18 protein-coding genes are annotated in these 21,691 nt (G+C 61.6%); 6 read left to right on the top strand and 12 right to left on the bottom strand.

Annotated features, from left to right (window positions below; genetic code table 11):
• Position 1: 1 nt before the first annotated feature.
• The 7 genes from F2S13_RS11465 to mreB all read right to left on the bottom strand — a co-directional run bounded on the left by F2S13_RS11465 (position 2) and on the right by mreB (position 9,824).
• Positions 2–853, bottom strand: a complete 852-nt coding sequence (locus F2S13_RS11465) for a carbon-nitrogen hydrolase family protein (RefSeq protein WP_166360765.1) — start codon at positions 851–853, stop codon at positions 2–4.
• A 16-nt stretch (positions 854–869) separates the two neighbouring features.
• Positions 870–4,679, bottom strand: a complete 3,810-nt coding sequence (locus tag F2S13_RS11460) for a YhdP family protein (RefSeq protein WP_166360764.1) — start codon at positions 4,677–4,679, stop codon at positions 870–872.
• Positions 4,680–4,784: 105 nt separating this feature from the next.
• The gene (gene rng / locus F2S13_RS11455) at positions 4,785–6,242 is read right to left on the bottom strand and encodes a ribonuclease G (RefSeq protein WP_166360762.1); all 1,458 of its coding nucleotides are present in this window, start codon (positions 6,240–6,242) and stop codon (positions 4,785–4,787) included.
• A 92-nt stretch (positions 6,243–6,334) separates the two neighbouring features.
• The gene (locus F2S13_RS11450; RefSeq protein WP_166360760.1) at positions 6,335–6,946 is read right to left on the bottom strand and encodes a Maf family protein; all 612 of its coding nucleotides are present in this window, start codon (positions 6,944–6,946) and stop codon (positions 6,335–6,337) included.
• Positions 6,947–6,994: 48 nt separating this feature from the next.
• A complete protein-coding gene (gene mreD, locus F2S13_RS11445; RefSeq protein ID WP_166360758.1) occupies positions 6,995–7,483 on the bottom strand; it encodes a rod shape-determining protein MreD in 489 nt (162 codons plus the stop codon).
• Positions 7,483–8,586: a rod shape-determining protein MreC gene (gene mreC, locus F2S13_RS11440; RefSeq protein WP_425500225.1), complete on the bottom strand. Its 1,104-nt coding sequence runs from the start codon at positions 8,584–8,586 to the stop codon at positions 7,483–7,485. Before mreC ends, mreD begins: the two co-directional genes overlap by 1 nt.
• Positions 8,587–8,786: 200 nt before the next feature.
• Positions 8,787–9,824: a rod shape-determining protein MreB gene (gene mreB / locus F2S13_RS11435; protein WP_008371426.1), complete on the bottom strand. Its 1,038-nt coding sequence runs from the start codon at positions 9,822–9,824 to the stop codon at positions 8,787–8,789.
• Positions 9,825–10,036: 212 nt separating this feature from the next.
• Between mreB and gatC the strand changes: the two genes are divergently transcribed.
• The 6 genes from gatC (at position 10,037) to F2S13_RS11405 (ending at position 15,300) form a co-directional block, all read left to right on the top strand.
• Complete coding sequence (gene gatC / locus F2S13_RS11430; RefSeq protein ID WP_166360756.1) at positions 10,037–10,324, top strand: Asp-tRNA(Asn)/Glu-tRNA(Gln) amidotransferase subunit GatC; 288 nt, start codon at positions 10,037–10,039, stop codon at positions 10,322–10,324.
• A 16-nt stretch (positions 10,325–10,340) separates the two neighbouring features.
• The gene (gene gatA / locus F2S13_RS11425; protein WP_166360754.1) at positions 10,341–11,792 is read left to right on the top strand and encodes an Asp-tRNA(Asn)/Glu-tRNA(Gln) amidotransferase subunit GatA; all 1,452 of its coding nucleotides are present in this window, start codon (positions 10,341–10,343) and stop codon (positions 11,790–11,792) included.
• A gap of 11 nt (positions 11,793–11,803) precedes the next feature.
• Positions 11,804–13,249, top strand: a complete 1,446-nt coding sequence (gene gatB, locus F2S13_RS11420; RefSeq protein ID WP_166360752.1) for an Asp-tRNA(Asn)/Glu-tRNA(Gln) amidotransferase subunit GatB — start codon at positions 11,804–11,806, stop codon at positions 13,247–13,249.
• A gap of 182 nt (positions 13,250–13,431) precedes the next feature.
• On the top strand, positions 13,432–13,803 hold the full coding sequence (locus F2S13_RS11415) for a septal ring lytic transglycosylase RlpA family protein (protein WP_166360750.1): 372 nt from the start codon (positions 13,432–13,434) through the stop codon (positions 13,801–13,803).
• 53 nt (positions 13,804–13,856) lie between these two features.
• Positions 13,857–14,909 carry a calcium/sodium antiporter gene (locus tag F2S13_RS11410; protein ID WP_166360862.1) on the top strand — a complete coding sequence of 351 codons (1,053 nt, stop codon included), beginning with the start codon at positions 13,857–13,859 and terminating at the stop codon, positions 14,907–14,909.
• Between the two features lie 10 nt (positions 14,910–14,919).
• The gene (locus F2S13_RS11405; protein WP_166360748.1) at positions 14,920–15,300 is read left to right on the top strand and encodes a carboxymuconolactone decarboxylase family protein; all 381 of its coding nucleotides are present in this window, start codon (positions 14,920–14,922) and stop codon (positions 15,298–15,300) included.
• Between the two features lie 21 nt (positions 15,301–15,321).
• Here F2S13_RS11405 and F2S13_RS11400 read toward each other — a convergent pair whose 3' ends face one another.
• The 5 genes from F2S13_RS11400 to F2S13_RS11380 form a co-directional block, all read right to left on the bottom strand.
• Positions 15,322–16,704, bottom strand: a complete 1,383-nt coding sequence (locus F2S13_RS11400; protein ID WP_166360746.1) for an amino acid permease — start codon at positions 16,702–16,704, stop codon at positions 15,322–15,324.
• Between the two features lie 52 nt (positions 16,705–16,756).
• On the bottom strand, positions 16,757–17,698 hold the full coding sequence (locus tag F2S13_RS11395; protein WP_166360744.1) for an AEC family transporter: 942 nt from the start codon (positions 17,696–17,698) through the stop codon (positions 16,757–16,759).
• Between the two features lie 174 nt (positions 17,699–17,872).
• Positions 17,873–19,612, bottom strand: coding sequence for an ABC transporter ATP-binding protein/permease (locus tag F2S13_RS11390; protein WP_166360742.1), 1,740 nt, complete (start codon positions 19,610–19,612; stop codon positions 17,873–17,875).
• Between the two features lie 72 nt (positions 19,613–19,684).
• Positions 19,685–20,245 (bottom strand): response regulator transcription factor, encoded by a 561-nt coding sequence (locus F2S13_RS11385; protein ID WP_166360740.1) that lies wholly within the window; start codon positions 20,243–20,245, stop codon positions 19,685–19,687.
• Positions 20,238–21,500: an ATP-binding protein gene (locus F2S13_RS11380; protein ID WP_166360738.1), complete on the bottom strand. Its 1,263-nt coding sequence runs from the start codon at positions 21,498–21,500 to the stop codon at positions 20,238–20,240. Before F2S13_RS11380 ends, F2S13_RS11385 begins: the two co-directional genes overlap by 8 nt.
• Positions 21,501–21,691 lie beyond the last annotated feature (191 nt).

Here is a 21,691-nt window from a genome sequence, read left to right as displayed (position 1 = left end):
GTCACTCCGAGGTATGCGCAGGCCGCAAGGCGCCCTGCGAGAAAAAGCGCCGGTGAGTGGACACCGGCATCCGCGCCCGAATGGACGCCTGTTCGCTGCTGTCACGTTCGGCCAGCAGCACGGCCGGGCCTCGATCCTGTTCGGCAAGGATACGCCCCCAGGGATCGACAATGGCCGCATGCCCGAATGTTTCACGCGGCCCGGGATGAATGCCGCCCTGGGCAGCTGCCAGGATATAACACTGAGTCTCGATGGCCCTGGCGCGGATCAGCACCTCCCAATGCGCAGCGCCGGTGACCGCGGTAAAGGCTGCCGGTGCCGTAATCAGTTCCGCTCCGGCCTCGCGCAGTGCACTGTAGAGCTCCGGGAAGCGCAAGTCATAACACACCGTCAGGCCCAGTCGGCCGACTGGCGTGTCGGCCACCACGACATTATGACCATGGGCATAGTCATCGGACTCACGGTAACGCCCACGATTATCGGCCACGTCCACATCGAACAGGTGCAGCTTGTCGTAGCGCGCAACCTGTTCGCCGCGATCATCGACCAGCAGCGAGCACGCATGTGCCTTGGCATCGGCCTGGCCACTGGGTGGCAAGGGCAGGGTTCCGGCCACTATCCATAACTTGAGGTCGCGGGCAGTCTGTTTCAACCAGGGCAGGATCGGCCCCTGGCCCAGAGCTTCGGCGCGGCCGATGGCAGCACTGTCGCTACGCCCCATCGCCGCGAAGTTTTCCGGCAGCACCGCCAGCTGCGCACCACCCTCGGCCGCCTGTTCGAGCAAGTTGCGCGCCTGGGCAAGATTGGCCAGCACATCGCTCTGGCTGACCATTTGAATCACCGCTAACGACATGCTGGGCTCCGGCCTGTCAGTTCTTTTCAAAAGGTTTGATAAAGGTAATCTTAGGCTCTTTCAAGGGCCCGACGATGCGGTATTGCACGCTGGCGAAGCGAGCGATCCGGTCGCCCAACAGGCGATCGACCAGGAACAGCGCCCCGCCGACTGCCGGCGCACCCACAATCAATGCGGCGAGTGGCAGGTTATTGGTCACGGGCAAGGTCAACAGCAACTTCGCATCGATCCTGTCGCGGAGCATGTCCAGGGTCCCGTCCAGCTCAAGGTTGCTCGATGGGCCGGTAAGGGTAATCGGCTCGCGGGTCACGTAGACACCGTTGCTGGCCACCAGCAAGCCTTTGACCCGATCATAGCTCAAGCCCTTGTCGAAGAGGTCGGAGAAGTCCAGGCGCAACCTGCGACCGATCGAGTTGAAGTTGAGCAGACCGAACACCCGCAACGCCTGGGCGCCGCCTTCCACCCCGACGAACTGGCCTTCGCGCAGGCTTGCATCGAGGGTGCCCGAAAAACGCTTGAGCCCGAGCCAGGCCGGCGAGCCAGGCCAGCGGCCATCCACGTCCATGCGAAAATTCTTGCTGGTGACCGAAGGTGCAAAATTCCAGGCCTTGAGTACGTCCGCCAGGTTCTTGCCCTGCAACCGCCCCTTGAACCAGCTGCTGCTGGCCCCTGGAGCCCCCTCCCAGACTGCACTGCCCTGCAGGAGCATGCCCTTGAGGCCCAGGTCCAGACTATTGAAGGCAACCCCCTTGTCGGTCGGACGCATCTTCACCGACCATGCACCCACCAGGTCATTGCCCTGGTACAGCTTGCTGATCTTGACGTCCATGGCCGGGATTTTTCTTGGATCGACCTTGGCCAGTGGATCGGGTGGATTTTCCACCACCACGGCGCCAGGATCACCCGGCGGCAGACGCACTGTCTGCAAATTGATCGCTATGGGCACGCCCTTGGCATCGGACTGACGAACATCGCCAGTGACCTGCTGGCTATCGACCCGCAGCAGCCAGCCATCGCCATTGCGGCGCAGTTGCAAGGCTGCCTGGTCCAGAGTCATGCCCATGCCCTTGAGCTTCCCGACCTTGAGGTCGAGACTGCGCAACATCTGCCTGGCGCTGTCGCCCGTACCTTCGCTGGCATAGCGCCCGGCCTGCTGCTGCCAGTCATCCAGGTCCAACGCCGCGAGCTCGCCGCGAACCCGCACGCCTTGCCCCGGCAGCAATTGCGCATTGCCCTGGCCCAACACCAGCTCGCCACGACCTTGTCCGGGCTTGCCGACAGGCGCCGCATAGGCGAGATTGGCAAGGCCTGCATAACTCGCATCGTAACGGCGTTCGTCGCCCTGCAAGGTCATGCGAAAGCTGGTGTCACGCGAATCGCCCGCCAGCTTGCCGAAAGGGGCCGGCACGTCGATGGCCAGTCCTTTGAGGCTTGAGTCGACATTCAAATAGCTGTCGGCACCACCCAGGACCAGTTGCAGTTGATACGGCAGCTCGCCCGACAACGGCAGCGTCTGATTCACATGCAACCAGTCGGTAAGCTTCTTCACCGCTACCTGGCCTTTGGCAGTCACTCGTGTACGCGGCTCGCCAGGCTTGCCTTCGGCGAAAATCTGCGCAGTGATCGGCTTGTCGAATGCCTGTGCAGTAATGCCCTGCCCGCTCAGGCCCTTGTCGAAATCGAAACGGAAGTTGCCCTTGAGCCGGGTCAACTCGAGTTCCGGCTCAGGGATTTTCAGGCGCGCGCGATCCGTGTTGAAATCCACCAGCACTTTCGGCCGTTCGCCTTTGGCCAATGGAATATCCAGCTTCAACTTGCCATTGAGACTGCCTTCGCCTTCCCAACCGGCAAAGGTGGGGCCGGTGCCTATCGGTGCCTCCTGCAGGATCTTCAGACCGTCACCCAGCCCGCCATCGAATTCGCCGTCCAGGAACAGGTGGGTTTGCTCGCCCGCCGGCACATGGGGAATATTGACGTTGACATTGCGCACCTGGGTGTCGAGCAACTGGCCCTTGCTGGCGTTGATCCGCACGCCGCCATCTTCGATAAAGACATCGCCATCGACCTTCTGCACCGGCGGCCAGCCGGGCTGGAAGTCCAGGGTGACGTCGTGGACCTTGAAGAACAGGCTGATACTGCGGGCATGATCCGGCGCGCCGTGATTCAGCGAGCCCTGGTACTGGAAGTAGCCTTCATCGACAGCGCCCTTGAGGATGGCCTTGCGCAGCCATTCGTCCACCGCCGGACTCAACATCTGCGGAAGGTACTTGGGGGTATAGGTCCCGTCGCCATCGACCAGGCCGACGCGCAGGTCCATGTAGTCTTCGCGGCTTTCATCGAACAGCAGGCGGATCAGGAAGTCGCCGGCGATCTTGCCTTCTTCGCCCAGGACCTTGAGGTAGGGTGCAATCAGGGTGAAGCTTTCGTCGTCCAGGCGCCAGGTCAGGCGGGCGTTGGCCTTGAGGTAGTGCCAGGGTTTGGCGAATATCGGGTCCAGGTGCAGCATGAATTTATCGGTATCCAGGCGCAGCTCGCCCTGACCTAGATCACCGCTGATGCTGCCACTGACGTTTCCTGCAGCCGGAGCCCCGTGGTAGGCGTTGAAGCCGACCCTTTCCAGGTTGGCAGCGAAGCTCAGGCGCTGGTCGCCCGTTGCCTTGGGCCGGTAGTCGAGCAAGACATTGCGCAAACCGCCGGTGACCTTCAGGCCATCGACGACCGCCGCGACTTTTTCCGGCAGCGGCACCAGGGCATCGAGCAAGGGCGTCACAGGCGTCAGGTCCAGCCGGTCGGCCTGCACATGCCAGGTTTCCTCGGCCTTGTCGGTCGCAGCCAGCTGCTTGAGCTGCAGATGCGACTCCCAGCGGGTCTCGCCCAGGCTCATGGCGAGCGAGTCGACCGACACATCGAAGCCTTGCTCGTTGCGCTGGAACCAGGCACTGAGCGCCAGGTCCTTGATATCAGTTGCCTTGCGATCGGCATAGGCACCGCGAAACTGCGGTGCATTCAATCGCGCCACTGCGCTCTGAACGGTGCCATTGCCCCACTCCAGCCAGAATTCTCCGCCGGCCTGTAACTGCTCGATCTTCCATTCACGGGTCAGGCGCGAGGGCAGCCAACGCGCCCAATCGCTCTGGGGCAGGCTCAGGTAAGCCTGGACCTCGGCCTCGCGCCATTTCGTGGCGCGAATCCGGCTGCGCACACTCATGGCCAACGGCTGCCCATCGGGCAAGGTCAGGCGTACGTCCAACCGTTGCCGCACGCTGCCCGTCTGCAAGCCGAGGCCAACGTAGGTCAGCGTCATGGGGTCGCGGTCAAAAGGCTCCAGTGTGACCTGGCTGTTAAGCACCGACAGGCGTGTAACAGCGCGCATTCGGGTCAGTAACTGTTCGGGATCGATGGGCCCTTCCTGAACCGGCAGCCCCTTGAGCGCCCAATTCCCGTCCCGGTCTTCCTTCAGGCTCACCTGCAGCCCATTGACTTCCAGGTGGGCAATACGCAGTTCACGCTCGGTGAGGCTGGCCCACAGGTCCGGCACCAGCCGCACCTGGTCAAGACGCAGCGCACTGGCACCTTCGCCGACCATCACGTCGTGGACCAGCAGTATGGGCGCCAGGCCACTCCAGCGCCCCTCCAGGCTGCCGATGCTCAAAGGTATGCCCAAGGCCTTCTCAGCCTTGCTCTGGACTTCGTCACGGTATTCGGCGACCAACGGTACCAATTCACGGCCGAGACTGACGTATAGCGCCACCAGCACCACCAGTAGCGCACACAATTCCAGGCCCCATCGGGTCGTAGCGGCCAGAATGCGAGTCAGACGCTCCATGTCAGAGGTCCCCGAGTTGTGCTGGAATAACTATGGCCCGACACCGGACATTTGCCAGAGTCGATGCAGCGGTCCCGGCGACCTTGTGCTGTCCAATGCAATGATTCAGAGCAACACCACGTCGTATTGTTCCTGGGAGTACATGGATTCGACCTGAAAGCGGATGGTTCGTCCGATAAAGGCTTCGAGTTCGGCGACGTTGCCCGACTCTTCGTCCAGCAGACGGTCGACCACCTTTTGATTGGCCAACACTCTATAGCCTTCGGCCTGATAAGCACGGGCCTCGCGCAGAATTTCCCGGAAAATCTCGTAACAGATCGTCTCGGGGGTCTTCAATTTGCCGCGCCCCTGACAGCTGTTGCAGGGTTCGCACAGCACTTGCTCGAGACTTTCACGGGTGCGCTTGCGGGTCATCTGCACCAGTCCCAACTCGGTGATACCGATGATGTTGGTCTTGGCGTGATCGCGTTCCAGTTGCTTTTCCAGGGTACGCAGCACCTGGCGCTGGTGCTCTTCATCTTCCATGTCGATGAAGTCGATGATGATGATCCCACCGATATTGCGCAGGCGCAGTTGCCGGGCAATCGCGGTTGCGGCTTCCAGGTTGGTCTTGAAGATGGTCTCTTCGAGGTTGCGATGGCCGACAAACGCTCCGGTATTGACGTCGATGGTGGTCATCGCTTCCGCCGGATCGACCACCAGGTAGCCACCGGACTTGAGCGGCACCTTGCGATCCAGGGCGCGCTGGATTTCGTCTTCGACACCATACAGGTCGAAAATCGGCCGCTCACCTGGATAATGTTCCAGACGATCGGCAATCTCCGGCATCAATTCGGCGACGAACTGCGTGGTCTTCTGGAAGGTTTCCCGCGAATCGATACGAATTTTCTCGATCTTCGGACTGACCAGGTCGCGCAAGGTACGCAGGGCCAGGCCCAGATCTTCGTAGATTTCGCTGGGCGCGCCGACGGTCTTGATTTGCGCGCCAATCTGGTCCCATAGGCGACGCAGATAGCGGATATCCATGAGGATTTCATCGGCACCCGCCCCTTCCGCCGCCGTACGCAGGATAAAACCGCCGGCTTCGACGATGCCCTCCTGGGCCACGCAATCGCTGACCACCTGCTTGAGACGGTCGCGTTCGGCTTCATCTTCGATTTTCAGGGAAATGCCGACATGACTGGTCCGCGGCATGTACACCAGGTAGCGCGACGGAATCGAAAGCTGGGTGGTCAGTCGGGCGCCCTTGGAGCCGATCGGGTCCTTGGTGACCTGGACCACCAGGCTTTGCCCTTCATGCACAAGGGCGCTGATGGTTTCGACCGCCGGCCCCTCGCGCATGGAAATTTCCGAGGCATGGATGAATGCCGCGCGCTCCAGGCCGATGTCGATGAAGGCCGCCTGCATGCCCGGCAGCACCCGCACCACCTTGCCCTTGTAGATATTGCCGACGATCCCGCGACGCTGGGTCCGTTCGACATGCACCTCTTGCAGAACACCGTTTTCTACCACTGCCACGCGCGATTCCATCGGCGTGATATTGATCAGGATCTCTTCACTCATGGCTCGGTCTCGTCAAAGGTGTTCACGATAATCTTGGATCGCGTATTGGCTGCCGTCGAAGACTTCGATCGAGGGACAGCCGACGTAACCGTTCAGCCTTGCTGCGCGATTCCCTGCCAACAGGGTATGCCGAAACTGCCCAGCAGTTCTGCGGTTTCGCTCAGGGGCAGGCCGACCACCGCCGAATAACTGCCCTGCAGGCCTTCCACGAAGATAGCCGCCAGCCCCTGGATGGCATAACTGCCGGCCTTGTCCCGGGGTTCGCCAGTATCCCAATAGGCCTGAGCCTCTTGCGTGCTGACTGGACGGAAACGGACCCGGCTGCTGACACTGCGCGTTTCGCAACGTTGGCCATCGAGCACGGCCACCGCCGTGAGCACTTCATGTTCACGGCCGGACAGTGCGGCAAGCATGGCCAGAGCGTCGGCTGCATCAAGCGGTTTGCCGAGGATACGGCCATCGAGGATCACCGCCGTGTCAGCGCCTAATACCACCAGGGGGGCCTGGGCCTGAGTCGCGGCAAGCACGGCAAAGCCGGCCTCGGCCTTGCCGCGTGCAAGACGCTCGACATAGGCCTCGGGGCTTTCATCAGGCAGAGGGGTTTCATCGATATCGGCGATGACGACCGTGAACGGTACACCGATCTGGGTCAGCAGTTCACGCCGCCGTGGCGAACCAGAGGCCAGGTAGAGCGGATTGTTCATGACATCTCCCTGTCGGAGCCGAGCACTTGGCAAGCGGCTCAGCTCCGGTCAATTGATTCTCAGACGGCGTCGCAAGCCCCGCAGGCCGTAATTGACCCAGGGCCAGAGCAAAGCGCTGACCAATGCCGGCAAGACCAGGGCGAGGGTTGGCTGACGATTGCCGGTCAAGGCACTGAGCCAGAGCTGGACCAATTGCGCCAGCCCGAAAATGACCAGGATCACCAGGCATTGCTGCCACATGGGGAACATACGCATGCGCTGTTGCAACGACAACACCAGGAAGGTGATCAGCGTGAGGATCAGGGCATTCTGCCCCAGCAATGTGCCATACAGTACATCTTCGGCCAGACCCAGGACCCAGGCAGTGGTCATGCCGATCTTGTGTGGCAGCGCCAACGCCCAGAAGGCCAGCAGCAGAGCCAGCCAGAGCGGACGCAGGATTTCCATGAACTGGGGCAGTGGCGATACGCTGAGCAGCAATCCGATCGCGAATGTCAGCCAGACAACCCAGCCATTCTTGGCGCGAGTACCGACCATCAGTGCCTCTCCCTATGGGTGGTCGATGCAGCACCACGACCGCCGGCCTGGGCCGCCGGTACGGATGCCGCAGGTGCAGAAGGTGCAGAAGGTGCAGGTGCTGCAGCGGGCGCGGGAGCTGCGGGGGGCTTCGGTGCGTGCACCGGCGCCGATGGTGTACCGGTAACCGGTGCGCCAATCGGGAAAGTTGCAGTCGGGATCGGGCTGACCACGGCGGCCGGGTTGGCCGGTGCAGCGGCATCGATGGCAGGTGTCAGCCCCTGGCGATCCGCCGCTTCCTGCGCCTGGGCGGCATCGCTGGCACGCTGTTCGGGCGAGCGGCTGTCGGTAAACACCAGCAACAGGTAACGGCTACGGTTCAACGCCGCCGTGGGGACGGCGCGAACAATGGCAAAGGGTTGGCCCGAGTCATGAATCACTTCCTTGACCGTCGCCACCGGGTAGCCTGCCGGGAAGCGCTGCCCCAGGCCGGAGCTGACCAGCAAATCGCCTTCCTTGATGTCAGCGGTATCGGCCACGTGCCGCAGTTCCAGGCGCTCCGGATTACCGGTGCCACTGGCGATCGCGCGCAGGCCGTTGCGGTTGACCTGCACCGGAATGCTGTGGGTGGTATCGGTGAGCAACAGGACCCGCGAGGTGTAAGGCATCAGCTCGACCACCTGGCCCATCAGGCCACGGGCATCGAGCACGGGCTGGCCCAGCACGACACCATCACGCTCGCCCTTGTTGATCAGGATGCGATGGGTGAAGGGGTTCGGGTCCATGCCGATCAGCTCGGCCACCTCGACCTTCTCGTTGACCAGCGCCGAGGAGTTGAGCAACTCGCGCAGCCGTACGTTCTGCTCGGTCAGGGCCGCCAGTTTTTGCAGGCGACCTTGCAGCAGCAAGGCTTCGGTCTTGAGTTTCTCGTTCTCGGCCACAAGCTCGGTGCGGCTGCCAAACTGACTGGCCACGCCCTGCCACAAGCGCTGCGGCAGATCGGTGATCCAGTAGGATTGCATCAACACCAGCGACATCTGGCTGCGCACGGGTTTGAGCACCGTGAACTGGGAGTCGACCACCATCAGGGCAACCGACAGCACGACCAGCACCAGCAGGCGCACGCCCAATGAGGGGCCTTTTGCGAAAAGCGGTTTAATAAGCCGCTCCTCTGAGGCTATGGATCAATTGGTCATTCATACGGCAACCGGCCTGGATGCAGATAGACAGTAAACAACGCCCGGCAGGCGTCAACCCGACGCATACAGGTAGCACCGTTGGCGCAACCTGTAAACGGGGCGGCAGGGTATCGACTCGGCAACGATTACTCGCTGGAGAGCAGATCCATGGTGTGCTTGTCCATCATTTCCAGCGCACGGCCACCGCCACGCGCCACGCAGGTCAGCGGGTCTTCGGCGACGATCACCGGCAGCCCGGTTTCCTGGGCCAGCAGCTTGTCCAGGTCGCGCAGCAAGGCGCCACCACCGGTCAAGACCAGGCCACGCTCGGCGATGTCGGAAGCCAGTTCCGGCGGCGACTGCTCCAGCGCGCTTTTCACGGCCTGGACGATAGTCGCCAGGGACTCCTGCAGTGCTTCAAGCACTTCGTTGGAGTTCAGGGTGAAAGCACGTGGTACGCCTTCGGCCAGGTTGCGACCGCGCACATCGACTTCGCGGACTTCGCCACCCGGATAGGCGGTGCCGATTTCCTGCTTGATGCGCTCGGCGGTGGACTCACCGATGAGGCTGCCGTAGTTGCGGCGAACGTAGGTCACGATCGCTTCGTCGAAACGGTCGCCACCGACACGTACGGACTCGGCGTAGACGACACCATTCAAGGAGATCAGTGCGATTTCGGTGGTACCACCACCGATATCGACGACCATCGAACCGCGCGCTTCTTCAACCGGCAGACCGGCGCCGATCGCAGCAGCCATCGGCTCTTCGATCAGGAACACTTCACGCGCACCGGCACCGAGGGCCGATTCACGAATGGCCCGACGCTCCACCTGGGTGGACTTGCACGGCACGCAGATCAGCACACGAGGGCTGGGCTGCAGGAAGCTGTTCTCGTGAACCTTGTTGATAAAGTATTGCAACATTTTTTCGCAGACGCTGAAGTCGGCGATCACGCCGTCCTTCATCGGACGAATGGCAGCAATATTGCCAGGAGTACGGCCAAGCATGCGCTTCGCTTCGGTACCGACAGCGACGACACTTTTCTGATTGCCGTGGGTGCGAATGGCCACAACCGATGGCTCATTCAGGACGATACCGCGCTCACGCACGTAAATAAGGGTGTTGGCAGTGCCCAGGTCGATAGACAGATCGCTGGAAAACATGCCACGCAGTTTCTTGAACATGGGAAAGTGACCCTAGGCAACGCGTGGGTAAAAAAGTGCGGCAAACTCTAACAACGGCGGGGATTTTGGGCAAGGCGCCAATATGTTAAATTGGCAGTTTTTCCGAGCACGCCTCCGCACAATCGCGGCCTTATGACCGTAGAATTGCATTTGTGTTCCGACAATTTAACACACGGATTTGATTCCGTTTTGTTTCCACTGGAGATCCCCCCATGGCGCTAGAACGCTCCGACGTGGAAAAAATCGCTCATTTGGCCCGACTGGGCCTCAATGAAGCCGATCTCCCACGCACCACCGATGCCCTGAACAGCATTCTCGGGCTGGTCGACCTGATGCAGGCGGTCGACACCACCGGCATCGAGCCGCTCGCTCACCCGCTGGAAGCCAGCCAGCGCCTTCGCGCTGACATTGTAACCGAGCGCAACAATCGTGAAGCCTATCAGGCCATCGCCCCTGCGGTGGAAAACGGCCTGTATCTGGTACCGAAAGTCATCGAGTAAGGGAATAGAGCCTGCCATGCATCAACTGACTCTGGCCGAGATCGCCCGCGGACTCGCCGACAAGAAGTTTTCCTCCGAGGAGCTGACTCGCGTCCTGCTGGCGCGTATTGCCCAGCTCGACCCTCAGCTCAACAGCTTCATCAGCGTGACCGAGGAGCTGGCCATCGCCCAGGCCCGGGCTGCCGATGCCCGCCGCGCCGCCGGCGAAACCGGCGCCCTGCTCGGCGCACCGCTGGCCCACAAGGACCTGTTCTGCACCCAGGGCGTGCGCACCAGCTGCGGCTCGAAGATGCTCGACAACTTCAAGGCTCCCTATGATGCCACGGTCGTCGCCCGCCTCGCCGCCGCTGGCGCCGTGAGCCTGGGCAAGACCAACATGGACGAATTCGCCATGGGCTCGGCCAACGAATCGAGCTACTACGGCGCCGTGAAGAACCCGTGGAACCTCGAACACGTCCCCGGCGGCTCGTCCGGTGGTTCGGCCGCGGCGGTTGCCGCTCGTCTGTTGCCGGCCGCGACCGGTACCGACACCGGTGGCTCGATTCGCCAGCCAGCCGCACTGACCAACCTGACCGGCCTGAAACCGACGTACGGTCGTGTTTCGCGCTGGGGCATGATCGCCTACGCCTCGAGCCTGGACCAGGGTGGCCCGCTGGCCCGCACCGCCGAAGACTGCGCCCTGCTGCTGCAAGGCATGGCCGGCTTCGACCCGCAGGATTCGACCAGCATCGATGAGCCGGTGCCCGACTACAGCGCCTTGCTCAACGGTTCGATCGAAGGCCTGCGCATCGGCCTGCCGAAGGAGTACTTCGGTGCTGGCCTGGACCCACGCATCGCCGAGCTGATTCACCAGAGCGTCAAGGAACTGGAAAAGCTCGGCGCGGTGATCAAGGAAATCAGCCTGCCGAACATGCAGCACGCCATCCCTGCGTACTACGTGATCGCACCGGCCGAAGCCTCCTCCAACCTGTCGCGTTTCGACGGTGTACGCTTTGGCTATCGCTGCGAGAACCCGAAAGACCTGACCGACCTGTACGAACGTTCCCGCGCCGAAGGCTTCGGTGCCGAAGTGCAGCGCCGGATCATGGTCGGGGCCTACGCCCTGTCGGCCGGTTACTACGATGCCTACTACCTGCAGGCACAGAAAATCCGTCGCCTGATCAAGAACGACTTCATGGCAGCCTTCAACGATGTCGACGTGATCCTCGGCCCGACCACGCCGAACCCGGCTTGGAAAATCGGCGCCAAGAACAACGACCCGGTCGCCGCCTACCTGGAAGACGTCTACACCATCACCGCCAACCTCGCGGGCCTGCCTGGCTTGTCCATGCCGGCCGGTTTCGTCGAAGGCCTGCCGGTTGGCGTGCAACTGCTCGCCCCGTACTTCCAGGAAGGCCGCCTGCTCAACGTCGCGCACCGCTATCAGCAAGTGACTGATTGGCATACCCGCGCCCCTGCAGGCTTCTAAGGAGAAAACACATGCAATGGGAAGTTGTCATCGGGCTGGAGATTCATACCCAGCTTGCCACCCAGTCGAAGATTTTCTCCGGCAGCGCCACCACGTTCGGCTCCGAGCCGAACACGCAGGCCAGCCTGGTCGACCTGGGCATGCCCGGCGTGTTGCCGGTGCTGAACCAGGAAGCGGTGCGCATGGCGGTCATGTTCGGCCTGGCGATCGATGCCGAGATCGGCCAGCACAACGTGTTCGCGCGCAAGAACTACTTCTACCCCGACCTGCCCAAGGGCTACCAGATCAGCCAGATGGAGCTGCCGATCGTCGGCAAGGGCCACCTGGACATCACCCTGGAAGACGGCACGGTCAAACGCATCGGCGTGACCCGCGCGCACCTGGAAGAAGATGCCGGCAAGAGCCTGCATGAAGACTTCAGCGGCTCGACCGGGATCGACCTGAACCGCGCTGGTACCCCGCTGCTGGAAATCGTGTCCGAACCGGACATGCGCAGTGCCAAGGAAGCCGTGGCCTACGTCAAGGCGATCCATGCGCTGGTGCGTTACCTGGGCATCTGCGACGGCAACATGGCCGAAGGCTCGCTGCGCTGCGACTGCAACGTTTCGGTCCGCCCGAAAGGCCAGGCCGAGTTCGGCACCCGCTGCGAGATCAAGAACGTCAACTCGTTCCGCTTCATCGAGCGCGCGATCAACAGCGAAGTCCAGCGTCAGATCGAACTGATCGAAGACGGCGGCAAAGTCATCCAGCAGACGCGCCTGTACGACCCGAACAAGGACGAAACCCGCGCCATGCGCAGCAAGGAGGAAGCCAACGACTACCGTTACTTCCCCGACCCGGACCTGCTGCCAGTGGTCATCGAGAATTCGTTCCTGGATGCCACTCGCGCCACCCTGCCGGAACTGCCACCGCAGAAGCGCGAGCGCTTCCAGGCGCAGTTCGGCCTGTCGGCCTACGACGCCAGCGTGCTGGCTTCGAGCCGTGAACAGGCCGATTACTTCGAGAAGGTCGTGAGCATCAGCGGCGACGCCAAGCTGGCGGCCAACTGGGTCATGGTCGAACTGGGCAGCCTGCTCAACAAGCTGGGCCTGGAAATCGACCAGGCACCGGTCAGCGCCGAGCTGCTCGGCGGCATGCTGCTGCGCATTCGTGACAACACTATCAGCGGCAAGATCGCCAAGATGGTCTTCGAAGCGATGGCCGCAGGCGAAGGCACTGCCGACCAGATCATCGAGACCCGCGGCCTGAAGCAAGTAACCGACAGCGGCGCAATCGAGAAGGTACTCGATGAAGTGCTGGCGGCCAACGCCGAGCAGGTCGAGCAGTACCGTGCGGCAGACGAAGCCAAGCGCGGCAAGATGTTCGGCTTCTTCGTCGGCCAGGCGATGAAAGCGTCAAAAGGCAAAGCCAACCCGCAGCAAGTGAACGAATTGCTCAAAAGCAAACTCGAAGGCTGAGGTGCTGGCGTCATAGAGGGTCCCTGATCAGGGACCCTTTCGCGGGCAAGTCGAGGCGTCGAACCGCCGCTCCCACAGGGGATCTTCAGTGTTCACAAAATGGTGGAATTACTGAATTCCTGTGGGAGCTGGCTTGCCAGCGATCGGGCGCGTAGCGGTCGCAAACTTGGAGATTCACCGTTATGTTGCGTCAAACTTGCGCTCTCGCGCTTTTCACTTTCCTGGCCGGCTGCGCCAGCCACGACATCGACCCCCACGGTTATGACGAAAAAGGCACGGCTTCCTATTACGGCTCCAGGCACCACGGCAAACGCACTGCCAGCGGTGAACGCTTCAACAAGAATGCCCTGACCGCCGCCCACCGCCAGCTCCCCTTCGGCACCCGGGTGAAAGTCACCAACCTCAAGAATGACAAATCCGTCGTGGTCCGCATCAACGATCGCGGCCCGCATACCCGTGGCCGGTTGATCGACCTGTCCCACGCGGCTGCCGCACAATTGGGCATGCTCGGTAGCGGAACGGCGCGAGTCCGGGTACAAAGTCTCAGCGACTGATCTCTTGCGGAGCCCGAACCATTTTCGACCTCGCCACATTACCCACCTTCAGCCTGCTGCAATTGGCAGTCGGCTTGCTGCTGCTCATCTGCGGTGCCGAGTTGCTGGTGCGTGCCTCGCTACGCCTGGCTGCCAGTCTGAAAGTCCGCCCGCTGATCATCGGCCTGACCGTGGTCGCGTTCGGCAGCAGCGCCCCACAACTGGCGGTGAGTGTTCAAGCCGCTATCAACGGCGCACCGGACATCGCTGTCAGTAGCGTCATTGGCAGCAATATTTTCAACGTACTGGTCACGCTCGGCCTGTGCGCACTGATTATCCCCCTGCGCGTATCGAGTCAGGTGGTGCGCCTGGACATTCCGCTGATGATCGGCGCCAGCCTCCTGGTGTTCGTCCTGGCATTCAACGAAGAACTGGGGCGCCTGGAAGGGGTGCTGCTGCTGGTCATGCTGGCCGTCTACCTCAGCCTGGTACTGCACCAGTCGCGCCACCATGGCCGCACCTACCCGGCGGTCATAGAAGGCGTCAGGCATGGTCCAGCCCCCTGGCTGAGCAGCCTGGTATTGATGCTCTGCGGTCTCGGACTGCTGATTCTGGCCGGCCACTTGCTGCTGGACGCAGCCGTCGAAGTCGCTGTCGACCTGGGCCTGTCCGAACGGGTAATCGGCTTGACCGTCGTCGCGGTCTGCACCTCTCTTCCGGAGCTGGCCACCTCGCTGATCGCCGCGATCAGGGGCGAGCGCGACATCGCCGTGGGCAACGTGATCGGCAGCAACCTGTTCAACTTGCTGGGCGTGCTCGGCCTGACCGCCGTCATCGCACCGCAGCCGTTATCGGTTTCACCCAATGCCCTGGATTTCGATTTGCCGGTGATGCTCGGCGTGGCCTTCCTGACCCTGCCGGTGTTCTATTCCGGTTATCGAGTGACACGCTCCGAAGGCTTTCTGTTGCTGTGCCTGTATCTGGCCTACGGCCTGCACGTGGTGTCCTTCACCACCGGCATGCCGCTGGCCACCAGGCTCGAACACTTGATGATGTTTTATATCCTGCCGGTGCTCGCCGCGGTATTGCTGTACACCACGCTGAGCGCCTGGCGCCGCCAACACTAGGAAAATGCAGATGAGCGATAACAAGAGCAAATCGGGTGAAAGCGTACGTCGTCAGGTCATGGGCGACGCCTTTGTCGACCGCGCCCTGGGCAATGCCACCGAGTTCACCCAACCGCTGCAGGACTTCGTCAACGAACACGCCTGGGGCGGCGTCTGGAACCGCGAAGGGCTGCCGCTCAAGACCCGCAGCCTGATCACCCTCGCCGCGCTGACCGCACTCAAGTGCCCACAGGAGCTCAAGGGCCACGTACGCGGCGCCTTGAACAACGGTTGCACGGTCGAGGAAATTCGCGAGGCCTTGTTGCATTGCGCCGTGTACGCCGGCGTACCTGCGGCGATCGATGCCTTTCGCGCCGCCCAGGAGGTGATCGACAGCTACCAGAACAGCTGATCGATCACCTTCGTGCAAGCCTCAGTCAGCAATGGCCGGGGCTTTGCCAGCCTTCCGGTTGCGCTTCTTGACCCAATAGGCAGCGCCCAGCACCAGCAACCAGACCGGAATCAACAGCACCGAAATACGGATGCCCGGGGTCAGGTACATGATCACCAGAATCACCGCCAGGAACGCCAGGCACAGGTAATTGGTGAACGGGTAGCCCAGGCTCTGGTAGAAGGTCGTCTCCCCTTCCAGCTGCTTGGCCCGGCGGAATTTCAGGTGGGTGATGCTGATGATGCCCCAGTTGATTACCAGCGACGAAACCACCAGCGCCATTAACAAAGCGAAAGCTTCACCCGGCATCAGGTAGTTGATCAGCACGCACAAGCCGGTCGCCGTGGCCGAGACGCCCAGTGCCGCCAGCGGCACGCCGCGACGATTGACCCGCAGCAAGCGCCGTGGCGCATCGCCCTGCTCGGCCAGGCCGAAGAGCATGCGGCTGTTGCAGTACACGCAGCTGTTGTAGACCGACAGTGCAGCAGTCAGCACCACCAGGTTCAGTACCGTCGCCACCACATTGCTATCGAGGGCATGGAAGATCATCACGAACGGACTGCCGCCCAGGGCGACTTTCTGCCATGGGTACAGCGACAGCAAAATCGCCAGCGCACCCACGTAGAACAGCAGGATGCGGTAGATCACCTGATTGGTGGCGCGCGGGATGCTGTGCCTGGGATCGTCCGCTTCGGCCGCGGTGATGCCCACCAGCTCCAGCCCGCCGAAAGAAAACATGATCACGGCCATGGCCATCATCAGACCGCTGACCCCATTGGGGAAAAAGCCGCCGTGTTGCCACAGGTTGGCCACGCTCGCATCCGGGCCGCCGGTACCTGTCACCAGCATCCAGGTGCCGAAGGCAATCATGCTGACAATCGCGACCACCTTGATCAGGGCGAACCAGAACTCCATCTCGCCGAACACCTTCACCTGAGTGAGGTTGATCAGGTTGATGATCACGAAAAACACCGCCGCCGAAGCCCAGGTCGGGAAACCCGGCCACCAGTACTGGATGTAGATACCTACCGCGGTCAGTTCGGCCATCCCCACCAGGACGTATAGCACCCAGTAGTTCCAGCCGGACATGAAGCCGGCGAACTCGCTCCAGTAACGGTGGGCGAAATGGCTGAAGGTGCCCGATACCGGCTCTTCGACCACCATTTCGCCAAGCTGGCGCATGATGAAGAAGGCGATCACACCGGCAATGGCATAGCCCAGCAGCACCGAAGGTCCGGCCAGTTGTATGGTCTGGGCGATCCCGAGGAAAAGCCCGGTACCGATGGCGCCGCCCAAGGCGATCAACTGGATGTGGCGGTTTTTAAGGCCCCGGCGCAAGCGCTCGGGTGCGGGTTGTTCTGACATTGGAATTCCTCAGGTTCTGCGGACCGCAGTATTCGTTCTTTGTGACAAGGATCTAGATCCAGCCGCCCCACTGCAAGAGGAAGATCCCGATGTTTGTCGTCACTGCCGCTGCCAGGGTGGTGATCACGATAATCGCGGCGGCCAGTTCATGGTTGCCATTGGCCGCCCGGGCCATGACATAACTGGCGGCGGCCGTCGGACTGCCGATATAGAGAAACAGGATGCCCAGCTCGGCACCGCGAAATCCCCACAACCAGGCACCCAGCGTACCCAGCAGCGGCAGCCAGATCACTTTCATCAGGCTGGCGCTGATTGCAAGCTTGCCGCTGGCACGCAGGGACGCCAGAGACAAGGTCCCGCCGATGCAGATCAAGGCCAGCGGCAAGGTCATTTGCGCCAGGTAATCCGCCGAGGTCAGCAACCAGTTCGGCAGGCCGATCTGCCAGTAGGCCAAGGGCGCTGCCGACAGCACACTGATAATCAACGGGTTGCATAAAATGCTCTTGAAGATGCTCCAGGGGTCGGACTTGATGCTCGGGCTGTAAATCGCCAGCACCACCGCCGCCAATGAGTTGTAGAGCAGGATGACCAGCCCCGCCAGGATTGCCCCGATGGAAATGCCCTGGTCGCCGTACATGCTCGCGGCCAGCGCCAGGCCGATCACGCCGTTATTACCGCGAAACGCCCCCTGGGTATAGATACCCCGGTCTTCACGCGGACAACGCCAGATAGCAACAAGCCAGCAGCCGGCAAAACCGATGAGCGTGGCCAGAGTAAAGTAGATCAGCACTTGCGGCTTGGCCGCCGTGCTCAGGTCAGCATGGTAGATCCCGAGAAACAATAACGCGGGCATGCAGACATTGAACACCAGCGAAGAGGCGGTCTGGATGAAGCCGTCGTTGATCCAGTGAATACGCTTGAGAAACACCCCCATGAACAGCATCGCAAAGACGGGGGCGGTGATGTTGAGGGTTTGTATGAAGAGTGCGAGCATGCCGAGGAACCGTCGTTAGGTCCCTAATGATAAGCCACGGCGGGCTGGAATACACAGCGCGACCTCGTTCCCACGCTCCGCGTGGGAATGCATCAGGCGACGCTCCGCGTCGTGGCGGGTCGACGCGGGAGCGTCTTGCACGGCATTCCCACGCGGAGCGTGGGAACGAGGTGGTTATACGGCCGAAGGCTCACTCGCCGGCTGCGCCACCAGATGCCCACCCTCGATGCGCACATGCCTTGGATGGAACCGCTTGAGGCTGCTGCGATGGCCGACACTGACAATACTCACCCCCGGCAGCTCATCGATCAGCGCCTGATACATCGACGCTTCGTCTTCTTCATCCATGGCCGCAGTGGCTTCATCCAGGTACAGCCATTGCGGCGCGAACAGCAAGGCGCGGGCGAAGCTCAGGCGTTGCTGCTCACCCGGCGAAAGCATGCGCTGCCAGTGATTGCTTTCATCCAGTCGCGGAATCAAGTGCGGTAGACGACAGGTCTCCAGCACCTCGGCGTAGCGCTGCGCGGTATATGCCTGTGCCGGCTGTGGATAACTCAAGGCTTCGCGCAGAGTGCCGATTGGCAGGTAGGGTTTTTGCGGCAGAAACAGCGAGCGGCCGGCGGGCATGTCGATGCGCCCCTTGCCATTGGGCCAGAGGTTACCCATGGCTCGCAGCAGCGAACTCTTGCCACTGCCCGAACGCCCGCTGAGCATCAGTCGCTCGCCCGGCGCCACGACCAGGTTGGCACCGTTCAACAATTGCCGGCCATTGGCCAGATCCAGGTTCAAGCCTTCTATCTTCAGCGCCTGACCCTGATGACGGACATTGACCGCGCTGACCCGCTCTTCGTTATCGCTCATGGCCTGGCGGAAGCTGAGCAACCGGTCACAGGTCGCCCGCCAACTGGCCAGGGTGACGTAGGCATCGATGAACCAGCTGAAGCTCTCCTGAACGTTGCCAAACGCCGAGTTGATCTGCATCAGCTCACCCAGCTCGATCTTGCCGGAAAAATACCGCGGTGCCGCGACGACAAAGGGAAAGATGATCGCGATCTGCCCATAGCCCGTGGTGAAGAACTTCAGGCGCTTCTGCACGCCCATGATGCTCCAGAAATTGCTCCACACCTTGCCGAAACGGGCACTGAGCCGTTGGTTTTCGACCGACTCGCCGTCATACAACGCAATGCTTTCGGCGTTTTCGCGAACGCGCACCATGGCGAAACGCAGGTCGGCTTCAAAGCGCTGTTGGTTATTGTTCAGACCGATCAAGCGCCGGCCGATCAAGTGCGCCAGCCAACTGCCGACACCGGCGTACACCAGTGCGCACCAGAACATATAGCCGGGAATCGTCAGGCCAAAAACTTCCAGGCTGCCCGACACGCCCCAGAGAATGATCGAGAATGACACCAGGCTGACGATATTGCTCAGCAGCCCCAGCGTCAGGCTAAGGGTATCGGTGGTAAAGGCGTGGAGGTCTTCGCTCAGGCGCTGGTCCGGGTTGTCGGTGTAGCCGCCCTGCTCCAGCTGGTAGTAGTTCTTGTGGTGCAGCCAGCGCGCGAAGTGCTGCTCGGTCAACCAGCGCCGCCAGCGGATGGTCAGCATCTGGGTCAGATAAAGTCGATAGACCGCCGCCAGAATCGCCACCGCAGCAATGCCGCAGAAAAACAGCATCAAGTGGGTAAAGGCCGCGAGGTCCTTGTTTTGCAGGGCGTTGTAGAAGTCTTTGTACCAGCTGTTGATGACCACCGAGATGGCGACATCGAACAGCGACAGGGCAATCACCACAATCAGCAGCAGCCAGGCCTTGCCCTTCTCTTCACTACGCCAGTAGGGCGTGACCAGACTCCAGACACGGCGCCAGAAATGTCCGCGCACCTCATCGTTGACCGCAGAGTATTCAGCGTTCAGTTCCATGGTTCAAACTCGACAGAGTGGACGCGGCTCCGGGTGGATCGATGCCGATCCCCCGGAATTCAGGAACCCTTTTTAGCGCCGTACGGGGCGTTTCTGCAACTTTCGCTGCAATGTCCGTCGGTGCATCCCCAATGCCCTTGCGGTGGCAGAGATATTGCCTTCGTGTTCAGTCAGCACGCGCTGGATATGCTCCCATTGCAGGCGGTCCACCGACATGGGGTTTTCCGGCACCAGCGTATCCAGGTCGGCGTGCTCGGAGAGCAAGGCGGCCAGCACGTCATCGGCGTCCGCCGGTTTGCACAGGTAATTGCAAGCGCCGCGCTTGATGGCTTCGACCGCCGTGGCGATGCTCGAGTAGCCGGTCAGGATCAATACGCGCATCTCCGGGTCCAGTTCGAGCAGCTTGGGCAGCAACACCAGGCCTGAATCACCGTCCATTTTCAGGTCCAGCGCCGCGTAATCCGGCAGGTCCTGTTGCGCCAGGATCAGACCTTCTTCGGCTGAACTTGCGGTGCTGACCCGGAAACCGCGACGGCTCATGGCCCTGGCCATGACCCGGGTAAAGGTGGCGTCATCGTCCACCAGCAACAGATGCGGCAGCTCTTCGCCTTCGATCTGGGTTTCGTCACTCATGTTGGTCTCCTCGGGCGTCGCGAGGCAGGCGCAGCTCGGTGAGCGTGCCACCTTCCTCATGACTATAGAGTTTCACCGAGCCGCCGGCGCGTGTCACGCTGGCCTTGCTCAGAAACAGGCCCAGGCCGAAACCTTTGCCCTTGGTGGTAAAGAATGGCTTGCCGATCTGCTCGGCAATCGCCAGCGGAACGCCGGGGCCATGGTCGCGAATGCTGATGACAATGTCCTGGAAATCCCAGTTCAGGTGAACTTCCAGGCCTTCCGCGCAGGCATCGGCGGCATTGTTGAGCAAATTGAGCAGGGCCTGGGTCAAGTCCGGCGGTGGTGCCAGGCGAGGAACACTGCCCTGGCCCAGTTGCTGGAAGCGGTAACTGGCTTCGGGGCGCATCAGGTGCCAGCGATTGAGCGCCGCGTCGATCCAGAAGGTCACATCCTGTTCCTCGACTGCCAGCCGACGATTGGCCTCGGCTGCCCGGACCAACTGCTGCAAGGTGTCCTTGCACAACTTGACCTGGTCCTGAAGCACTGAAAGGTCGTCCTGCAGGGCCGGATCGGAGTGGTCCTGGCGCATTTCCTTGATCAGCACGCTCATGGTCGCCAATGGCGTGCCCAGCTCATGGGCAGCCCCGGCCGCTTCGGTCGCTACCGCCAGCAATTGCTGGTCGCGCAGGCCTTCTTCGCGCCGTTCTGCGCGCAATTGCTCCTGACGGCGCAACTCTTCGGCCATTTTCGCGGCGAAGAAGGTGATGACCGCCGCGGCCAGGGCAAAACTCAGCCACATGCCGTAGATCTGCATCTTCTCCCGCGACATCGGAAAGGTTTCCAACGGGTAGAACTGCACCAGCAGCAAGGTATAGGCGGTCAGGGCAATGCCGGTGAGGATCAGCGAGTACAGCCACGGCAAGGTCACCGCGGCGATCGTCAGGGGCACCAGGTAATACGAGACGAAGGGGTTGGTCGAGCCCCCGGAAAAATACAGCAAGGCACTGTGGATAAGCAGGTCGCAGGCCAGCTGCACCGCGTATTCCAGTTCGGTCACGGGCCACGAGGTGCGCAAGCGCACGGCGGTCAGCAGGCACAGCACCATGGAGCAACCCAGGGTGATGCACAGCGCCAGCCACGGCAGCGGCAGCAGTTCGGTCCAGTAGGCGACGCCCACCGAGCCCGCTTGAGCGGCCAGCACCAGGATGCGGATGAAGGTCAGGCGCCAGAGGTTCTGACGCGTAGCGGACAGCATTTGTACGGGGGCGAGCATGAGCTCTCCTGATGAGCGCTCCAGGCGGATCGCGCTGAGTATAACCAAGGCATGGCCATGACTGGGAAACTGCGGCAAACGGCCACACTTTGTCATACATGGCCTCGACCTCGTTGTGAACCCTCTCTCAGGAGCTAGAGTCTGAAGAGACCGCGCGCAGTGCATGAGACATTGGGCGCCCTCGTTCTCAA

Origin of the sequence: Pseudomonas akapageensis (assembly GCF_011355085.1) — a bacterium.
Taxonomy (GTDB): Bacteria; Pseudomonadota; Gammaproteobacteria; order Pseudomonadales; family Pseudomonadaceae; genus Aquipseudomonas; species Aquipseudomonas akapageensis.
The sequence above is the reverse complement of the archived record's forward strand: the minus strand, read 5'-3'. Positions and strand labels throughout refer to the sequence as shown.

Coding starts and splice junctions, on each gene's coding strand:
- F2S13_RS11400 (WP_166360746.1), bottom strand. CDS start 16,704: ATGTCAGAACAACCCGCACCCGAGCGCTTGCGCCGGGGCCTTAAAAAC.
- F2S13_RS11450 (WP_166360760.1), bottom strand. CDS start 6,946: ATGAACAATCCGCTCTACCTGGCCTCTGGTTCGCCACGGCGGCGTGAA.
- mreD (WP_166360758.1), bottom strand. CDS start 7,483: ATGGTCGGTACTCGCGCCAAGAATGGCTGGGTTGTCTGGCTGACATTC.
- F2S13_RS11465 (WP_166360765.1), bottom strand. CDS start 853: ATGTCGTTAGCGGTGATTCAAATGGTCAGCCAGAGCGATGTGCTGGCC.
- gatA (WP_166360754.1), top strand. CDS start 10,341: ATGCATCAACTGACTCTGGCCGAGATCGCCCGCGGACTCGCCGACAAG.
- F2S13_RS11380 (WP_166360738.1), bottom strand. CDS start 21,500: ATGCTCGCCCCCGTACAAATGCTGTCCGCTACGCGTCAGAACCTCTGG.
- F2S13_RS11415 (WP_166360750.1), top strand. CDS start 13,432: ATGTTGCGTCAAACTTGCGCTCTCGCGCTTTTCACTTTCCTGGCCGGC.
- gatB (WP_166360752.1), top strand. CDS start 11,804: ATGCAATGGGAAGTTGTCATCGGGCTGGAGATTCATACCCAGCTTGCC.
- mreB (WP_008371426.1), bottom strand. CDS start 9,824: ATGTTCAAGAAACTGCGTGGCATGTTTTCCAGCGATCTGTCTATCGAC.
- F2S13_RS11395 (WP_166360744.1), bottom strand. CDS start 17,698: ATGCTCGCACTCTTCATACAAACCCTCAACATCACCGCCCCCGTCTTT.
- F2S13_RS11385 (WP_166360740.1), bottom strand. CDS start 20,245: ATGAGTGACGAAACCCAGATCGAAGGCGAAGAGCTGCCGCATCTGTTG.
- F2S13_RS11405 (WP_166360748.1), top strand. CDS start 14,920: ATGAGCGATAACAAGAGCAAATCGGGTGAAAGCGTACGTCGTCAGGTC.
- gatC (WP_166360756.1), top strand. CDS start 10,037: ATGGCGCTAGAACGCTCCGACGTGGAAAAAATCGCTCATTTGGCCCGA.
- rng (WP_166360762.1), bottom strand. CDS start 6,242: ATGAGTGAAGAGATCCTGATCAATATCACGCCGATGGAATCGCGCGTG.
- F2S13_RS11460 (WP_166360764.1), bottom strand. CDS start 4,679: ATGGAGCGTCTGACTCGCATTCTGGCCGCTACGACCCGATGGGGCCTG.
- F2S13_RS11390 (WP_166360742.1), bottom strand. CDS start 19,612: ATGGAACTGAACGCTGAATACTCTGCGGTCAACGATGAGGTGCGCGGA.